Source organism: Streptosporangium sp. NPDC020072, from assembly GCF_040631445.1.
Classification (GTDB): domain Bacteria; phylum Actinomycetota; class Actinomycetes; order Streptosporangiales; family Streptosporangiaceae; genus Streptosporangium.
This window is the reverse complement of sequence record NZ_JBEYAB010000020.1, coordinates 44,505-63,062: the sequence shown is the minus strand read 5'-3', so window position 1 is coordinate 63,062 and position 18,558 is coordinate 44,505. Positions and strand designations below refer to the sequence as shown.

12 protein-coding genes and 3 pseudogenes are annotated in these 18,558 nt (G+C 60.2%); 10 read left to right on the top strand and 5 right to left on the bottom strand.

Annotation, left to right across the window (positions count from 1 at the left end; all coding sequences use genetic code 11):
- Positions 1-599 precede the first annotated feature (599 nt).
- Positions 600-1,427: a hypothetical protein gene (locus tag ABZ470_RS37095; protein WP_362917400.1), complete on the top strand. Its 828-nt coding sequence runs from the start codon at positions 600-602 to the stop codon at positions 1,425-1,427.
- A gap of 240 nt (positions 1,428-1,667) precedes the next feature.
- On the opposite strand, the pseudogene ABZ470_RS37090 reads toward ABZ470_RS37095, so the two are convergent.
- Positions 1,668-1,928, bottom strand: a pseudogene (locus ABZ470_RS37090) (helix-turn-helix domain-containing protein); the annotation flags it as partial.
- A 716-nt stretch (positions 1,929-2,644) separates the two neighbouring features.
- Between ABZ470_RS37090 and ABZ470_RS37085 the strand changes: the two are divergent.
- From ABZ470_RS37085 to ABZ470_RS37065, 5 genes and pseudogenes are all read left to right on the top strand, one after another.
- Positions 2,645-3,475: pseudogene (locus tag ABZ470_RS37085) on the top strand (transposase).
- A gap of 70 nt (positions 3,476-3,545) precedes the next feature.
- A protein-coding gene (locus ABZ470_RS37080; RefSeq protein WP_362917528.1) for an IS5 family transposase occupies positions 3,546-4,351 on the top strand; the annotation gives its coding sequence in 2 pieces (ribosomal slippage) (positions 3,546-3,891 and positions 3,891-4,351; 807 coding nt in all).
- Positions 4,352-4,715: 364 nt separating this feature from the next.
- Positions 4,716-4,898 (top strand): hypothetical protein, encoded by a 183-nt coding sequence (locus ABZ470_RS37075; protein ID WP_362917398.1) that lies wholly within the window; start codon positions 4,716-4,718, stop codon positions 4,896-4,898.
- A 61-nt stretch (positions 4,899-4,959) separates the two neighbouring features.
- Positions 4,960-5,565, top strand: coding sequence for a restriction endonuclease subunit S (locus ABZ470_RS37070; protein ID WP_362917396.1), 606 nt, complete (start codon positions 4,960-4,962; stop codon positions 5,563-5,565).
- Positions 5,566-5,606: 41 nt separating this feature from the next.
- Positions 5,607-7,463, top strand: coding sequence for an N-6 DNA methylase (locus tag ABZ470_RS37065; protein ID WP_362917394.1), 1,857 nt, complete (start codon positions 5,607-5,609; stop codon positions 7,461-7,463).
- Between the two features lie 299 nt (positions 7,464-7,762).
- Here ABZ470_RS37065 and ABZ470_RS37060 read toward each other — a convergent pair.
- Positions 7,763-8,017 (bottom strand): annotated as a pseudogene (locus ABZ470_RS37060) (NUDIX hydrolase); the annotation flags it as partial.
- Between the two features lie 91 nt (positions 8,018-8,108).
- Between ABZ470_RS37060 and ABZ470_RS37055 the strand changes: the two are divergent.
- Positions 8,109-9,206: an IS630 family transposase gene (locus ABZ470_RS37055; RefSeq protein ID WP_362917392.1), complete on the top strand. Its 1,098-nt coding sequence runs from the start codon at positions 8,109-8,111 to the stop codon at positions 9,204-9,206.
- A gap of 507 nt (positions 9,207-9,713) precedes the next feature.
- The gene (locus ABZ470_RS37050; protein WP_362917390.1) at positions 9,714-10,313 is read left to right on the top strand and encodes a DUF3883 domain-containing protein; all 600 of its coding nucleotides are present in this window, start codon (positions 9,714-9,716) and stop codon (positions 10,311-10,313) included.
- 46 nt (positions 10,314-10,359) lie between these two features.
- Here the strand turns inward: ABZ470_RS37050 and ABZ470_RS37045 are convergent, their stop codons facing one another.
- Positions 10,360-11,097, bottom strand: a complete 738-nt coding sequence (locus ABZ470_RS37045; protein ID WP_362917388.1) for a hypothetical protein — start codon at positions 11,095-11,097, stop codon at positions 10,360-10,362.
- A gap of 448 nt (positions 11,098-11,545) precedes the next feature.
- Between ABZ470_RS37045 and ABZ470_RS37040 the strand changes: the two genes are divergently transcribed.
- A complete protein-coding gene (locus tag ABZ470_RS37040; protein ID WP_362917386.1) occupies positions 11,546-12,016 on the top strand; it encodes a very short patch repair endonuclease in 471 nt (156 codons plus the stop codon).
- 171 nt (positions 12,017-12,187) lie between these two features.
- Here ABZ470_RS37040 and ABZ470_RS37035 read toward each other — a convergent pair whose 3' ends face one another.
- Positions 12,188-13,423, bottom strand: coding sequence for a hypothetical protein (locus ABZ470_RS37035; RefSeq protein ID WP_362917384.1), 1,236 nt, complete (start codon positions 13,421-13,423; stop codon positions 12,188-12,190).
- A complete protein-coding gene (locus ABZ470_RS37030; protein WP_362917382.1) occupies positions 13,420-15,663 on the bottom strand; it encodes a sensor histidine kinase in 2,244 nt (747 codons plus the stop codon). The genes ABZ470_RS37035 and ABZ470_RS37030 overlap by 4 nt, the downstream gene beginning before the upstream one ends.
- Positions 15,664-16,105: 442 nt before the next feature.
- Here ABZ470_RS37030 and dcm point away from each other — a divergent pair, with 442 nt between their 5' ends.
- On the top strand, positions 16,106-18,145 hold the full coding sequence (dcm, locus tag ABZ470_RS37025) for a DNA (cytosine-5-)-methyltransferase (protein WP_362917380.1): 2,040 nt from the start codon (positions 16,106-16,108) through the stop codon (positions 18,143-18,145).
- The last annotated feature ends 413 nt before the right edge of the window (positions 18,146-18,558 follow it).

Here is an 18,558-nt window from a genome sequence, read left to right as displayed (position 1 = left end):
GATACCCACGGACGGTTCTCTGTGTGAGACCGCGTTGCCGTGTCCCGCTGCCGCACGGGCAGGAAAAAGGCCCTCGGGAGGACGCAGGGGGCTCCGACCTGCTGCGCGGCCGAGAAAACGCCTTCTGATCCGTAGCCGGTCCGAGAATGTCCGCCCGCGTCTACCAGTGTCAGAAACGCCTGCTCATTGATGCCTTCGCCGCAATCACGTTCTACGAACGTCCATCAGTGTCCAGGCCCGTCGTTGGCAACCGCGCCGGCGGGAGCGGCCGTCATCGTGGCGCGCATGCTCCGACTGAGGGCGCGAGCGGCGGAACTCGGCCGGCAAACGCGAGACATCGGACTGCGCACACACGATAAGCACCGCCAACGATGCGAAATGCCCCTTCACCTACTGAGGAGGGCAAGGTCAGCCCGTGGGAGAGATTGGGTTAACCGAAAACACGAGAGCGGACGCAAGAACCACCCCGACCGCCTTCATCGAGGGCCGTCACCGCTTGGTGGTCACCGTCCTGCAAAGATTGTTACATCATATCCCTTGTCTCATCTGCACCACCCTCTACTCTTTTCCCTGCTGTATCCCCCTAAGCAAGGACGTTGATGAAACTCTTCTTCGCAGGCCTCGTGGCGACAGCCGCGGCCGTGGGCACGGTGGCCGTACCCGCTCAGGCGGCATCCGCCACAACCGTGCAGGCCGCTCCGGTGGACCCGGTGAAAGCCCTGAAGGCCCAACTGGTCCCGGGCAAGGGCGTAAAGATCACCGAATCAGGTGGCATCACCCTCGATTTCACCGTCGACGACCAGGCCATGCAGGTACAGGTGAACACCAGCTCGACCGGCACCGTGGCTTTCGGTAAAGGCAACATAGCCGCTGCCGACCTTCGTGTCCGCACGTCCTCACGCCTGAAAGGGTCCAAACCTCCCTACCGCGTCATCACCGAAGGCAGAAACGCCTACGTGACCAACGCCGACATCGCCAAAGCACTGCCCTCCGGTCGTTCCTGGATCCAGTCGAAGACCAGCGAGCGCGAGAACACCATCCTTAATTTGGGTGTCACCCCAGCGGAATTGAAGTTCATGCTGGACAACGCATCAGAAGTGGCGACCGGCGAATATCAGGGCACCGCCAAACTCACCGACTTCCGGCACGACAAGTCCGCCGGGGAAGGCGACGTCGAGTTCCACCTGTACTTCGACGAACACAACCTGCTCACCCGCACGGTCGTCGACACGACGGCCTACCCGGACAGCGGCAGCTCGGCCTATGACCAGATGGCCTTCCACACCGACACCAGGTATTCGGGCTGGGGCACCAAGGTGAAGATCTCCGCACCGGCAGCCGGCAAGGTCATCAGCGAAAAGAAACTCAACGCGAAGACCCGCAAGGCCGTCACAAAGGCCGGCTACCCGGAGGACGGCCCCTTCTGACCTACGCCAAGAAGCCGACGCCGACCGGCGAACCCATGTGCATCTCTCCCATCTTGATCAGCGCCCCCTCCAGAGGGCGCTGAGCCTTCTCACCCATGACTGAGCCAGTCTCTGTGGATCCAGCGAGACGACTCGGGGGCCGAGGATCACGCCTCACTTCCTGTCTCTCCACATGGCTCAACGCAGGCATTCCGCCGAAGCAGGTCGGAGTGGACAGGCAACAGCTGGAGGCTCTTCATGGGGTTCCAGACAGGTCAGTCCGATCTTGTTGAAGCGGTGAATCACATCGAGGACAGTGTCGTCATCGGCGGCCACCAGGCGGGCGATGACCGAGACGGTGTTGCCGCCGGCCGAGGCCGGCAGCATCATCGCCCACCGGTAGCGCACCGAGCTGGTACTGCCCCGGCGCACGACCTGCTGGAGCTTCCACCCTTCCTGGTCGGTCAGCTTGTGGTTCTGCCGCTGCACTCCCTGCGCCGAGCCGGAGCTGACGACTAACATCCAATCCGCTCAGGCTCAGCGACCGCGAGCAGCGACCCGATGACCCTTCCCTGTCACCGCACCAGAGATGCTCGGAGAACGTCGTCCGCCTCACGACGTTGTGCTGGATGACCTCGCGCGTCTTCCGCTCAATGAACCAGTGCAGCGCCTTGCGGCAAGACCACGCGGATCCCATCGCCCAAGACGCGAAGGCGCTCAACCGACTGAACAGCAACTGGACGGTAACGGCTGAACCCGTAGCTGTACGGACATGAAAGAGGCCCTCCGGGACGATCCCGGAGGGCCTCTGACCTACTGCGCGGCCCAGAGGACTCGAACCCCTAACCTTCTGATCCGTAGGGAAGCGCAGACACCTCGTCAGAGGCTTCCTGCGCTGGTCAAGCGGTGGATGCGGGTTGGAGCGATGTGCCCCCCGTAAGGCGGCGTTGCTGTACGGCGCTGCTGTACAACAACGCAACAGACGACCAGCCCGCTGATCCAGTGGCAATGGGACCCATACCGCGGGGCCGCCAGGCCCGAGGAGCGGAAGCCTCGCAGCAGCTTGACATGCCGCTCTACAGGGCGTCGTTCGTTTGGGCCGTTTGTCGATTTTCGTGGTTCGGGGGAGGGATACCGTTGGCGGATCGCCCGCGCGGGGAGTACGACGCCCTGCATGTGTCCACCCTTTCGGACACGCCTGACGTGTACATGCCGGGCACGCCCAAAATGTGGTCAGTATGCGCCCGCCCATCGTGTTCGCCAAAGCCCCTGCCGCTTCGATCGAGCAATTACCTGCCCAGCTGCGAGGTTACTGGCGGCCAGCGATCTGCGCGGTGATGGTCTTGGTGTCGTTGCGCGGCCTGTCGGCGACGCAGATCGCCGAGCTGCTGGACTACGACGCCGCCACCGTGCGCGGATGAATCGGCCGGTTCAACCGCCACGGCCTGGCAGGACTGACCGACCGCCCCGCCCCGGCCGCCATCGCCGAGCAGCTGCGAGCGCTGCCGCGCGGGGCGGTGGTCTGGGCCGCCGACGAAACCCACGTGCACCTGCTACCCCACGTCCGAGCGGGCTGGACCTTGCACACCGGTCGCCCGGACGTCGCCACGCCGGGCAAGAACCGGCAGGTCACCGTGTTCGGCGTAGTGGAGCTGACCACGGGTCGGTGAGTGTATCGGCTGGGCCGCCGCTGCACGGACGACTTCCTGCGCCTGCTGGATGAAGTGGTAGCCGCCTTCCCGGCCGCCCCAAAGATCGCGGTGATCTGTGACAACGACAGCATCCACCATGCCGGGGCCATCGCCTGCTACCTGCAGAAGCACCCGCGGGCGGAGGTGCTGTACGGGGCGCACTACAGCCCGCACGACAACCCGGTCGAGCGGATCTGGGTGGTGCTGAAGGCGTTCATCGCCAACACCGTCGTCAGCTGGCCCGGGCAACTGCGGCAGATCCATGCCTTCTTCCGCGCCCGCTCACCGGACCAGTTGCTGGCCACCGCCGCTCTATGGCCCCCTTGGCTCCCGGCCGGTTACAAGCGGAACTTCTGGAATGCCGCTTATAGCTCCTAACAGAATGATCTCCGTTGTGGTTTGATCTCTCGCTGTAGCGATAGCGGGAGGGGTGAACGGGTTGGCGCGGCTGAAACCGTGGGAGGTCAGCGACGACCTGTGGGCGGTTATCGAGCCGTTGTTGCCCAAACACCAGCGCAGGGCCCGCTGGCCAGGCCGTAAGCGACTCGATGACCGCCTGGCCCTGCAGGGCATCTTGTTCGTGCTGCACACCGGCATCGCCTGGGAGCACCTGCTACAGGAACTCGGGTACAGCTCGGGCATGACGTGCTGGCGACGGCTGGACGAGTGGCACAAGGCCGAGGTCTGGCAGCGTCTGCACGAGGTGCTCCTGGCCAGGCTCCGAGCGGCCGATGCCATCGACTTCTCCCGAGCCTCGGTGGACTCCTCCCACGTCAGAGCTCTAAAAGGGGGGCACAGACCGGGCCGCCCCCGGTCGACCGGGGACGATCCGGCAGCAAGCACCACCTGATCGTCGACGCCACCGGCATCCCACTCGCCGCGATCGTGACCGGCGGCAACCGCAACGACGTCACCCAGCTCATCCCCCTGCTGGAGGCGATCCCGCCGGTGCGCGGCAAGCGCGGCCGACCACGCCGCCGCCCCGACGTCGTCCTGGCCGACCGCGGCTACGACCACGACAAGTACCGCAAGCAAGCCCGCGCCCTCGGCGTTCGTCCACTGATCGCCCGCCGTGGCACCGGGAATGGCTCCGGCCTGGGCAAACACCGTTGGGTCGTCGAGCAGGCCTTCGCCCTGCTGCACCACTTCCGTCGTCTGCGGATCCGCTGGGAGGTCCGCGGCGACATCCACGAGGCCTTCCTCACACTCGGCTGCGCCTTGATCTGCTGGCGCCGTTTGAGCTCATTGCGTTAGGAGTTCTTACTCCATGACTTCAGCAGGTCCCAACCATACTGCTCTGTGACGTAAATCACATTGACGATGAAGAGGCAGGGTGGCCTGGGCAAACAGATCACCCTGGACGCCTTCGCCCGCCATGCTTCGGCCAAGCAATACTCGCACGCCTATTGCTAAGCCAGCTTATGTGGCAAACTAGAGGTATCAGAGCGGGCAGACGACATGTCTCGTGTGCTGTGATCAAACCTCGTAGGTCGCATACCCACCCCGAACGCGTTTCGTAGGCCCGAACAGGGTGGGCTGCGACACAACCCGCCCGCATCATGCGGAGCAGAAAGGACCTCCTTTGAACAGGAGAGCCTGTACCCATCATGCCCTGCCGATGCCGCTGCAGGCGACACGCACCATCACTGTCCTCGTAGTGATCACCCTCTGCGTGTATGTGGTCGGGCAGCTGATCGGTCACGGCGACGTCATCATCGTCACGACTGCCACCGCCATAGTCGGTGTCGTTACGGAACGGCTCACCCAGCTGATTCTCCGCCGTTGGGTCCGAGCGGTCTGAATGACGGTGGGCTGGGCTGACATCTAGTTAGTTCAGCCCACCGGCCCTCGAAGGGAGAAGCATGCAGGAACACCTAAAAATCCGCCTGGACGATGCTTACGACGTGATCGCAGGGCCGTCCGGGCATTTGCTCGATGCCTTACACGATGGACTTGAGGGCGTTCCAGTGATCGGACCACAGAATCTCGCCAATGATCACACTATTGACACACGCAACTTGCGGCGTCTACCACAAGATAAAGCCCACAAGCTTGCTCGGTTTATTGTACAGGCTGACGATTTACTTATCGTGAGGCAAGGCGCGCTAGGGCGGCTAGCAGTCGTTGGACATGCTCAGGAATCCTGGCTTTTTGGATCTTCATGTCTACGGCTGCGGGCACACGGCAATCTCGTGCTTCCCACTTTTCTTGCCTGGTATCTAAGCCACCCACCCGTCCAGAACGAGCTTCTACAAAAGGCGAACATTGGCACCGTCTCGGCTTTCAACGCTGCAACCCTAAAGGAGATTGAAATTCCCGTCCCTCCACTGGAGAAACAGCAGGAAATCGCCTCGACTCTCCAAGCAATACAGGAACAAGCAAAGTTGCATCGCGAGACAGCCCAACGTTTAGATGAACTATGCCCTTCTCTCTTTGCAGAGCTAATCCATAAAGGGATACATCTGTGACAAAGCTAACGTCTTTGACGCTATCCACTAAAATCTTTTCGGTGGCGGACATACTGCACGGTACTGCACGCGAACCATTCGATTTTGTAGCTGGTTTGCTGGTCCTTAAGCGCGCTTGTGATCAGCCTGGATTCCTGCAGATACCAGATCTGAACCCATGGCCTTCGCTTACCTCAAGCAAGGACCTGGGATTGAAGGTATCCAAAGCGTTCTACATGCTGGAGGAGATGAACAAGGAAATCTTCCAAAACTCGCTACAGTCGATTGACTGCAGCCGTATAGGAGATTCAGCACTACGGAAAGCAATCCAAGAGTTGGATGAGCTTTCCTTTGCAGACGAGGCATTGGAGTTCCCTGACACCCTCGGTACTGCCTTTGATGCCTACCTTGGTAGGTACGCCGAACGTCACAGCAAGGGTAGCAGTGCCTTCTATACGCCACCTTCAGTGGTTGAGCTTATGGTCCGCTTGGTGGAACCAGATGAAGGGGATAGCATACATGACCCTTTCGCCGGCGCTGGCAGCATGCTTATTCGTGCCCACAAGTTTGCTGAAGAGAAAAAAAGCAGCAAGACTAACTTGAGATTGTTCGGTCAGGACAGCAACTATAGCGCTTGCGCCCTAGCACGACTTAACCTTCTTCTACACGGTATTACCGATGCTGAGATTCGCCAGGGCGACTCACTGACCAGCCCCGCATTTATCATCGACGGCAGGCCTCAGGAGTTTGACCGGGTGCTTTGCAACCCGCCATTTTCCATGAAGTATGACGTCGAATCGATCCCCTATCGGGAGCGGATGAAGTTCGGCTATTCAACGCCTGCACATGCTGACTTCATGAACATTCAGCATGCCATGGCCTCATTGAGGCCAACCGGCAGGGGCGCTGTAGTCGCTCCCCACGGGGTACTCTTCCGGACCGGCGCCGATGCCGCAATCCGCCGTGGGATAATCGAGAGCGGACGCCTCATCGCCGTGATCGGCATCGGTGCAAATGTATTTTACGGGACTGCCCTGCCAGCATGCATTCTCGTCTTCAGTGGCGAAGGACACAGCAGGAAATTTACAAACAATGACGTCTTATTTATCAACGCTGAGCGAGAGATTGTGTCGGGCCGAACTCAGAACCGACTAGAGCCGCAGAACATTGAGATGATCATCAGCCTCTTTCAAGAAAGAAGAGACATTCCCGGGTTCTCTCAACTCGCCTCTCTTGATGAAATCGCAGCTAACGACTACAGCCTCAGCATCCGGCGATACGTAGACTCACAAACATCATCCTCACCATTGCTTGATGCGAATGCCTTGCTCTTCGGCGGCATACCTAAGAGCGAAGTTAAATCTTTCGCTCCTCGTTTCCTCATCTACGGAATTGACTTTGAAAATCTCTTCTGCGAGAAAGATGAACGTTACTACGACTTTCTAGAAGAGGGATGGGAGAAGACTGCAGCTAGAATTTTCTGGCTCGGATCTTCACGGAAGGAGGCTCTCTTGCGAGAGTGTTCACTATGGTGGGAATCAATTATTCCACGTCTGACCTCCTTGAAGAGCGCAGGGAAGCTATTGCGCGAAAGGCAAAGCCTGATAGCTGACTTTACAGCGACCCTCGCACCTGTCGGCGTAGTCGATCGATACCGTCTCGCTGGTGTTTTTGCGTCCTGGTGGTCCATCCACAAGGACGACCTAAGGAGAGCAGAGTTCCAAGCTGATGACCTTGGCAAGGATTTACGCGCTGCGCTGGAACAGCGGGCATCTATGGAGCTTCAGCAGCTCGTAAATCTATACAGATCATGGGGCGAGCGTTATGGGACATCTCTAGCTGACCTTGATAGTTTGCGTGAGACAGGAAGAGTAGCACTTGCGCGTCGACTCAAGAGTCTAGGCTTTACTTTGCCTTGAACTTCCGCAAACGAGCAATTACCGTTATCGGAACGCTGAATCACCGGTAAGCTACCGAATACAGTTACCTAGTGTCGGGATTCAATAAAAAAAGAGCCTCAGCGTTGATCACCTCAGCCGCTGTCGGCCAGCAGCGAAGTGAGTAATCGGCACGGCTTTAGAGGTGCTGCTTCCCCTAGAACGTTGACTGTGCAAGAGCCGCAGCCGAGCACACTCACAGCCCGGCAGTCCGCCTTTAAGTCAGTACAGGAATTTACCCCCAGTGCATCGTCTCTACAGCTAGTTGGGAGGTCCTGGCGTTAGCCTATGTGTATACCACTTCCGGTCAGATAGTGCGTGATACGTAGACACATTGAGCGGTCCATGAGCAGTTTCTTGATTTCGCTAGGCGGCACCCAACGGACTTCGCGGGATTCATCGCTGGGAGTAGGCTGGCCAGCTTGGTAGCGGGCGGTGAGGACAAGGGAGAACTCTTGGCGTGCCTCCATGTTGCTGGTGTAGAGGATGATGTGGCGGGGGTCAGAGTAGGTGCCGGAGACGCCGGTGATCTCGCACTAGTGGCGCGTCTCCGAACATTGCTGGGCTATTTGATCTCGACGGGGTGAGCCCGGCAGCCTGGTCCCGGAGTCGTTCTGGGAGGTGGTCGTGGCGCGTAAACCCGAGGTGTTCGTCCGTGCGTTGACGATGGAGGAGGGACGGCGCCTGCAAAGGATCACCTGCTCCGCCAAGGATCCGGTGAAACTGCGGCGAGCCATCGTGGTGCTGATGTCCGCACAAGGGCAATCCGCTTCCGCCATCAAGACGTTGATGCAGGTCAGCGACGACTACGTGCGCCAGGTGGTGCACGCGTTCAACGAGCGGGGGTTTGCTGCCCTGGACCCAAAATGGAGCGGGGGCCCTCCACGGAGGATCAGTGAGTGGGTGCGCGAGCGCATCTGCCTCATCGCCCGGACGACCCCCGCCGAATGGGGCATCACCGCCTTTTCCACCTGGAGCCTGGCCAAGCTCGCCGCCCACCTGGTCGAGGTACGGCTGGTGACCTCGACCAGCCGTGGGCACCCGGCGCGGATCCTCAAGGCCGGCAAGGTGTCATGGCAGAGCACCACGACGTGGAAGAACAGCAACGACACCGACTTCGTCGCCAAGATGCAGCGCGTCCTGGCCCTCTACGACACCCCACTCAAGGACGGCCGGGTGATCTGCGTGGACGAGTTCGGACCGCTCAACCTGCAACCCCGCAAGGGCAAGGCCTGGCGGCCGGGCAAGAACCCCCGCCGCCTGCGGGCCACCTACAACCGCTACGGCGGGGTCATGCACCTGCTCGGCGCCCTGGACCTGACCACCGGGAAGATCTACCACCGGATCCGTGAGCGCAAGCGCTGGCGGGAGTTCCTGTCGTTTGTTAAGTCCCTGCGCGAGCGCTGGCCCGGCGGCACGCTCCACCTGATCGTGGACAACTACTCACCGCACAAGCATCCCCAGGTCAAGGCCTGGGCCGCCGCCAACGACGTCGAGCTGGTGTTCCTGCCGACCTACGCCTCCTGGCTGAACTGGATCGAATCCGAGTTCGCCGCGCTGCGCTACTTCGCCCTCAACGACACCGACCACCGCAGCCATACCGAGCAGAACGCCGCCATCGCCGCCTATGTCCGCTGGCACAACCGGCACGCCCATCCCAAGGTCAGCTTCGCGGCCAGCTCCCCGATCCGCTCATGGACCAGTTACCCCACCAAGGTTGCGTGACGCACCACTAGCTCGTCTGCGACTAGCTCGTCTGCGACGTACGGTGCGGTCGGATAGTCATGCTGCCACTCTCGTGCCGGTTGTGGACGTATCGCGGCAATTTTTTCGCTCCTATCTGCAAAAATATGTTCCGTGATGCCAAGAGACGACGCTGGACACGTCCTGAATGCAAATTTCTCGATCGAATCCGACGGACCGTACCTCGCACTGATCCTCGACAGCGCCGGCGGCAGATCCCCCGGCGGCCCCTCGCGAAACCTGGACTACCCGAAGGCCCTCACGCTGCTCCTGACTCGGCTTCGAGATCGGGATGCCACTCTCCGCGAGGCACTCTTGGATTCATACCGAACTCGGCACCTACCGGAAGAACAGCGGAGGCTCTCGGACGGGCCGATCCGTCTTAAGGATTGGCCAAACATGGATTCTCTCCGACTGGAGCTCACACGTCGACAAGGAAGAGTCGGGCAGGCCCCTGGAGCCACGAGAGACGGTAATAATCGCAAGCGCATGCGGCTTCGTCTCGAAGTCCCAAGCTTCACCCTGGCCGACGTCGACCAATTAGCCTACGAGCTCGCCAGTAATAGCACAATCAGAGAACCTCAGGTTGAGCCCCTTCTTACGCTCCCTCAGCAGGCAGTTACCCTACAAAACAGCGACGAAGATCTGTATAAAAATGCCGCGGAGACGCCAAGACATCCTCGATACATGCAGGACGCCCGGCTTCGCCAGGCGGTTGAGAGACATGCGGTCAAGCGGGCCGTCGAGCACTACGAGGGCTTGGGGTACCGCGTCAAGGACGTAGGGACGCGCAGGTCTTACGACCTTCACGCAGTCAGGGACACAACAGTGCTTCACATCGAGGTTAAGGGGTCAACAGACGTCGCCAAATCCGTGGAATTGACCACCAACGAGGTGGACAATGCCCGGGCGCATCCGACTGATCTAGTCGTAGTGGACCAGATCAAGCGCATCGACAATGGTGGTGAGGTACCCGATCTGGAAGGGGGACGACTTCGCATTTGGGAGAGATGGCAACCCGCAAACGATGACCTCCGTCCTGTTCGATTCAACTATCGAATCACAGGGGATGGATCAGCTAGCCGATGAGAAGCCCTACTACTTCGATGCACTGAACCATTTCGTCAATTGCTTGTCACCAAAGCTGTTCTTGGCCTGGTACTTCCCGTCGAGCCTCGTGCTCGGGGCCTTCGGTCTCAGCATCTGGAGCAAGATGAATCTGGGGCGCGTTCGGTGACTCTTCGACAATAATCTCGGCCAGAGCGATCGAGTGTGTGACCGATGGCGCTTCAATCACGAGAAATTGTGGCCGGTCGGGATCGATGGAAAACCCACAACCTGTCCGCTCGAGCAGGGGCTGTAGCCATTGCGCACCAGCTTGTGTGGTGGCGACGAAGACTACTGGCGAGGTTGACCAGGAGCGTTCATAGTGGACGCGGCAGCTCGCCACCGGCAGAAAACCCAGACTGTTCAGCACGTAGCTGAGGCCAGCAACGCCGAACTCCAAGCTGTAGAACGCATGCTCTCTACTGCTTCCGGTGGGATCAACGATATGATCCCACAGTGGTGTGTCCCTGAGACGATCGGGCTGGTGCTCAGGCAGGTCTGGGTGTTCTAGGCTTGAAACGGTCTCCTCGAACTCCTCGGGCGTACTGCTGTATCTGTCCACCAGCGGTAGTAGCTCGCGCTCTTCAGCCACGAGGCCTGCTGCTTCTTCGGTGGTGAGCTCCAGCAGGAGCCACGTATCCCGGAAGTAGCCGAACCCTTCGCCGTCGCCTTCCGCCCTCTCGTCATATTCGCTCTTGGACGGCATCCAGAAGGATGCTCCCTCGGGGATCTGCGCCGAGACCACAATAGGATAGGACGGGATCATGGAACATCCTCCGATCGTTCACAACGGTGATTGCGAGTTCATACTTTCGCAGGTTCGTCACATGCCGATTTCCAGTCCGGCCTGATACGTCTGCTAGTAATTAGCGAACCACCGACAGTGTCCGCCAGCCATCGCCACCTAGAGCTTGACGTTGTGCAACCAATAGTCCTCCGAGTAGGTGCGGATGACCAGCGTCACCTCGAGGGTCCCGGGCTCGGGACGCAGCGCCACCTATCTGAGATAGAACAACCTGTGGATGTCACACCGAAGAGCAGACCATCACGTGCATGGTACTGCTGTGGATAACTGTGCAGGTGTGAGCCTCCAAGGTGGCAGCAGGATTCGGTCCCGGTGACCCCCTGTAGAGAGACCATGAGGTGAGGAACCGGAGTCGGTATGCTCTGGACCAGCTCTTAGAGCTTGAAGTTGTCGCTGGGGGAATGTCGCTGTGACCAACGATCGGTCGTGGGAACCAACGGAGAAAGGGGCTCACCTCCGAGGAAGGCGTACACGGAACACGCAACCCGAGGTTGAACTGCGTCGGGCTGTTCATGCCTTGGGGCTCAGGTTCCGCCTTCACCGCCGGCTGGTTGCCCGGTGCACCCCTGACTTTGTGCTCCCCAAATGGAGACTCGCGGTCTTCGTCGACGGATGCTTCTGGCACGGGTGCCCTGACCATTCGCCAGCCGAGTTCAAGGGACCCAACGCGGAGAGGTGGCGCCTCAAGATCGATACGAACCGAGGGAGGGACGTCCGGAACAACGCGCTTCTGATAGAGGCTGGCTGGCGAGTACTCCGCATCTGGGAGTGCGAGATTAAGCGTGATCTGCAGCATGCCGCCTACCGGGTGGAGCAGCAGGCAAGGGGCGTCGAGAACTTCGATCAGCAGAGCGTCGACGTGCCAGATCACCCCTCCTGACAAACTTGCATGGCTCGGCAAGCGGACATATGCCATAGTAGGGCCCAGCTGGCCAGCAGGCAGGCTGTGGCTTCCGGCCGAGGATCGATGTCGCGCTTTCCCTTAGAATCCACGCGTCGTCTTATGTCGCTGGCGGCGTGATTCACTCCTCCTAAAACGAAAAGCACCACCCTAGTCCTCGAGAACCTCGCTGTTCGACTTCTGTGCAGGCATCCGGTCGGGAACAGGTAAGGATTTGGCCTTCTTGAGCTGCAGCTGCCTCTGCACGTCATCAAAGCTGATGTCAGGTGTACCAACACGGCCGACAGACCGGCTGTAGGAGGTCAACATCGCCTCCGCAAAAGGGCTGTCCAGCGTAGCGACCCGTTTCCAAGTCCGCACCTCCGCGAGCTCGACAGACCTCACGTTCTCGAAGTCAATCACGAGGTCGGGTACGTCGAGGTAACGGGGTAAGGCCCGGTACCGGCTGTCGTCCGTTCTGAAGACACGTTGAGCTTGACTCTTATCCTTTTCACTTCTGGCACTCCCCAACCAACTTGCAATGGCCGGGGACTCGGAGCCGGACCCGTCATTAGTGAAGATCCTGTCAGCCTTAGCCAAACGGACGTACTGAGCTTTGGCTGTCCGTGGCTTCTGTACGTTCGAGGATGGGTGATCCTCGTACAGATCACACGCGGGTGTGAGGACCAGCCACCAGCCTTCTTCAGGGTCTACCAGAAGGTCGGTTGCCGTGAGGTGGTGTGTCACGGGAGGTATCAAATAAACCCGCGCTGCCGAAGGTTGTTCCAACGTGTTGGCAATGTCGCCGTCCACGACGTTATCCAGCTCGTGGAGACCGTTCTCTCGGAGCCACGCAGCAAGACGATTAATAATCACCGGAGCGATCTCGTTCTGGTCAGCACCAGCCATCTCCGTCCAATGCGGAGCCACGACATCGCGCATGAATTCGCGTACGTGGCGTTCGACCAGACCAGAGATACGGCGTGTCAACGCGGGCACACCTGAAAGCAGCCCCTCTCGTACTGCGGGAACGATGTCGTCCAGGTCGTTCTTGGTTACCACTCTGATGAGAGGGGGTTTCTCCAGAGTTCGCACCTGCTGGGGGACGCCGGTGAAGAACACCACAGGGACCCATCGGATCTTAGCGATCCGTTCGTACAGCTCGCGCCCGCGCCCCTCAATGTCAGCGGAGGGGCCTCTATCGGCAGCGTCGCGGACGTCAAGGACGACCAAGTCGAAGTCCGATTGGGTTAGCCGAGTTTCAGCAGCGGAGAAGTCCTCTTCTTTCGCGAAGAGGATGTTCCCTAAGTCCTCAAGCTCTTCCTTGAGCAGTTCCTGAAGATTCTCCGCCATCTCGACGTCGTCATCGACGATGAGTATCTGATAAGCAACGCCCTGTGACGTCACCCAACCCTCCTCCGCAGTCGCGCTCGGAAACTTGCACCGGAAAGAGGGCCAGGGCTCACCAGCCACAGGTCGCCATCGTAGAAGTCTTTCACGACGCTGCCCGCGATGCTTAGACCGAGGCCGATGCCGTCCGGCTTGTCACTGAAGTAAGTGTCGAAAATGAGATCCTTGATCTCGTCGCGCACACCGGGGCCACTGTCGCTGACCGTAATGTCCACCACGTCTACCGCGTTTTCCTTGGTGCGTTCGGTTTCAATAAGGATCTTACGCTCTGTCCCGTTGGGGGCGGTGGACAACCAGTAGACAGCGTTACCTACGAGGTTGAGCACAAGTGTCCTGATATCCCCGGGCTCGGCGGTGACCGTCACGTCTTCCCCGCTGATCGTCACATCTACACCGTGCCTGGCGACTTCGGATTCCAGGACGGAAACCGCTTCGGCGATGCTCTCGTGTAGGGATAGCTGGCGAGGGCGCCCGCGCTGTCGTCCACTGAGAGGTTCGATACGGGCGAAGAGCCGGTCAAGAGCCCGCTCCTGGGCGGCGAGGTCTACGCGTAGGTCTCCGAGCGCAGCGGACAGATCCGTGTCATGTTCTTCCACTTTCTTAGTAATCTTGCCAAGACGGCGAAGGTCGAAGGCGATACGTGCCAAGGCGGCTCGGCCGTCGTGGAGCACGACATCAACGAGGGTGCCCAGTGTCGCAAGTCGGGAGAACTGGGCAATGATCTCTTGGACCTTACGAACACCCTCGTTGATTTTCTCTGTGGCTTCCTCGATCGCGCGGCCTAGGACGATGTCGTCCGGGTAGCGCTCCGTGGCAACCTGCCGGAGTGGGTCCAGGTTGAAATTATGGAAGACCCCGTGGCCACCACGTCCACCATGAGTATCCGAAAAGAGATCTGTTCCAGGCTGGGCGGCCGTATCAGGTCGGCGTAGTTTATAGCGCTCGATCTCCAACTTCGAGATCGCCTGCAGTATGACCGCCCTCAAGTCCTCGTACTCCGGGCTGTCGATCAATCCTTCTCGGTGTGAACGGTCCTGCAGGCCGGGGTTGTCGTCGGCCGAGATGTAGACGAAGCCTGCTACCTGGTTGTTGGACAGCCTCATTGTGGGGTTGTTGACGCGTCGCTGGTCGAACCCGAGCCAGTCGTATCCTGGTTCGCCGAACGGTTGTACGCGAAACCCGTCACGGTAGAGGGTCACGCCGCTGTTGCCGCGGATAAGTTTCCGAATTTCAGTGACGTTCTTCGCTCCCGTATCGAGATGAAAGAGTGGCTCGAGAGCCGGCTTCTCGAGATCCCAAACACGGAAATCCAGTTTCAGAGGGCCACAGGATGGTCCCCCGGAGTCCTTCCGAAGGTTCTCGTTGACAACCTTTACGGGTTCACTATCGTCAGCATAGACAGTTAAATGTGCGTCACCGGTGGCGTCCACGCTGCCTACAAGGCGGTAATGCGGATGCGCCAGCGTCTCGCTAGGGGCCACGAAGCCGGAGAAGTGCCGGAGCGGCCCGTCGGGGGTGTCGATGTAGATCGCGAACTCGGGTTGGTCGGGCACGGATAATTCGACAGGAGGTGGCGGGGGAAGCAACCGAGAGAGGGAGCGTTTGAGGGCTTCAACGGCTTTCGGTTCCCAGTCCATGCGCAGTCCTTCGAGCCGGACCACGGTCCCATGACCAGTCAAAGCGCTGTGTGGAGCTGCCTGGAAACCCTGGATGATCTCGGAGAAGTTCTGCGCTGCCTCTCCGTCCACCGCGAAGACAGCCGGCAGGGCTGTGGAGTAGGAGATCGGAACCTCGTCGAGGTAGGCGTCCTCGTTAGCGAAGTTCCCCCAGTCGATACGAAGAGCGACCTCGGGCTCGTCGACACGCCTAGTCGTAATGGTGGTGACATGGGCCAAGCGAGCGGCAGCAAACCGACCGATACCCTTGGCGCCGAGCACACGACGTCCACCAGACTCGCTGCGGTGGTTCCGATGCCTGTGCGAGGTGGCGATCTCCATCCAGGTGCCTCGCACAGTGTCTGGTGACATACCATGCCCGTTGTCCCAGACCTCGATCGAACCACTCCCTGCTTCGAGTGGCGGATTGAAGCGGATCAGCACAAGGCTGGCGTCGGCGTCGTAGGCGTTCTTCACCAGCTCGGTGACTGCCACCCGCTCGTTACTGATCAGCTCTTCGCCCAGGGTGCTCATCAGCCGCGCACGCGGCCGGAGGTATGCCTCCGCTTTCTCGGAGTTCACCGCGCTCCCGCCCTATCACTTCCAGCTGCCGTACTGCAGAGTGCAGTCGGGGAAGATCCTACGAGCAACACCCTGACATCGAACTGGGGATCCATAGTTCCACCAACGTCCGTAATCGTGTAGCTTCCGCCAGCGGCTCGGCCGTATCCTCAGTGTCGGCTGGTTTGGACCGTCCCGGCGACGGAAGGGCACCCTGCTAGCCCGAGGAGCCTGGCCCTCAGTTGGACCAAACACATCGGCCAAAACCTTCCGCCGACGATACCAAGATCACGGAAGATTCAGGCTAGGATTGCCTTCGGTATCGCACCAGAACATCGTTTCGAGTTGAGGTCTGGGGCTCTCTGGATCCATGGGCCCTGACAGCGGCGTGACGGCGGTCGGCAGGCGTGTTGGGTCAGCATGGCGGCGCTCTTGCCTCCGCTGACGCGCCTGTGATCTCCTGGTGCTCGTTGTCCTCGTCGGTGTGGAGGTGCGTGCTGTGCAAGAGGAGCACTATGGCGTCCCTCTTGAGCGCAGCGACTATCTGAGGCTCAAGCCCAACAGAAACAGCTGTAAGCCTGAGGAGTTTACTGAGTGGCTCGAAGGCTTCGGTAAGGGGAAGCGGCTGGCTGTCGACCTCTTCTCCGGAGCCGGTGGCTTGAGTCTCGGGCTTCAGTGGGCGGGGTGGACGGTGGCGGCCGCGGTCGACTTCGACGAGCGTGCCCTGGAGACCCACGCACGGAACTTCCCTGGCATGAGTCTGCGCATGGACCTGGGTAATCCCGCCGAACGAGACAGGCTCGAGGAACTCTTGGCGCCGGCTAAGGGCAGGATCGACCTGGTGGCGGGAGGCCCCCCCTGCCAGCCGTTCAGCAGGGCGGGGCGCAGCAAGATTCGCAGTCTCGTGGAACACCATGGACGCGACCCCGAGGACCGTCGTAAGGAACTGTGGAGCGCCTACCTCGACATGGTGAAGCGCCTCGAGCCGCGTGCGGTCCTCATGGAGAACGTACCCGACATGGGACTCAGCGACGACTTTTTCGTAGTGCGCACGATTGAACAGCAACTGGAGGAGTTGCACTACGCGACCCAGGTACGCCTCGTGGACGCCTGGCGATACGGAGTCCCGCAGCATCGGAAGCGACTAATCCTGCTGGCCAGGAACGATACAGAGAAGTTCGATTGGCCGCAGGCGGTGGAGGAAAAGGATCGCACCACGCTGCGAGATGCAATTGGCGATCTGCCGGAACTACCCGTTGTGCCCAGAGATCGCGTCGGGGATCGCAACTGGCCGTACGTAATGCCGCCCGAAAAGCAGTCCAACTTTGCCAAGAACATGCGCAAGAGAGCACAGAAGGACGTCGTCTGGGACCATATGACCCGCAGAGTCAGGGAGGATGACTGGCAGATCTTCGGCGGGATGGACTCGAAGACCCTGTACTCGCAGATCGACCCCGCACTGCAGCGTTACAAGGCTGACCAGTTCACCGACAAGTACAAGAAGCTGGACTGGGACGACCTCAGCAGGTCAATCACAGCCCATATCGCCAAGGACGGGTACTGGTACATCCATCCCGACCAGAACCGTACTCTAACTGTTCGGGAGGCGGCGCGGGTGCAGACCTTCCCGGACCGCTTCCGCTTCGCCGGTACACGTAGTGACGCCTTCCGCCAAATCGGCAACGCTGTACCGCCGCTGCTTGGCAAAGCTGCTGCCGAGGCGCTGCTGCCCTCAGATGACACTCCATTGGACGGCACCGAGCTTCAGCCTCACTGGGCCACCGTACGAAGCGACCTGACCGCTTGGGCGGAGCGCCGCCGTGCTGGCTCTGATTGGTACCAACTGCCCAAGCTTTCGCCGCTGCATGCGGCGCTCGTGTCCTTGCTGTCCGGAACCAGGCTGCAGCCCGAGCAGCTGGGACGAATACTCGAACCACTTCGGGAACACACAAAGCTGAACGAGTCTGACTTGCCGACGCTCCTGGGTGCTGCTCCTACTTCGGCCGCTCGGGCTCGCCTCAACAGGCTGGTGACGGCAGCGGCGGACAAGCAGAGCCTGTGGGGAGAAGAGAAGGAAGACGGGGAGAAGCACGAGCTACCTGAGCTCCTTGAAATGAAACCAGCCGAGAGGACCCTCTACCGGCTACTGAGGGGTGACGACCTGCTTTGGGTTGGACAGGGAGCACTACGCGTCGCTGCACGCCTGAACGGCAGTGACTCCGATCGAACGAACAGGCTCAGCGACGGCCGGGTAAATCTAGTGAAACTGGTCGGAGCTGGGGAAAACGCCGCACTTCGCATGGCAGCGCTGCGGCTTATCGGGAACACCGTATGCCGGACCAAGGATCCGCTCTGCGACGAGTGCCCCCTGAGCCAGTACTGCGTCGGCAGAGAGAAGGTTTCGGGCGACCTGTTTAGTGACGCTGTAAGCGGGACACATGGTCGAGGAACAGTGCCGCCTCAGAGCCGCAAGGCGGCGCTGCGCGGTGCAGAGCAACACTGAGCGCTACGCATTCGACGTCGGTTCGGATACCGCATCCAGCTACGAGCCACGGCCGTCTCGCAGCCTCGGCCGTCTCAACGTTGCGGTGATCTCGCCTTGGTCGTCTCGATCTTCAGCGTCGCAGATAGCCGGACGAAGCCGACCGTACAACGGAAAGGGCAGCCGTTTGCGCTGTAGTCAGAATCTGGGCCTGAGCCTGTGCACTACCCGCCGGAAGGCCCCCTCCTGAGCGGTGTCACGCCCATGGCGACCGAAGGTGGGAGCCTCCTTGCTGCTGACCTAACCCACGTCCGGCGCGTCATCATCTGACGTCATGTCCCATTGCTCCTGCCTGTCGACAGCTCTGGGAGCAGTTTGTCACATTCCTTCCGTGCTTTCGGGAACCAGCTGAGCTCCAAGTTGAGACAACCAGG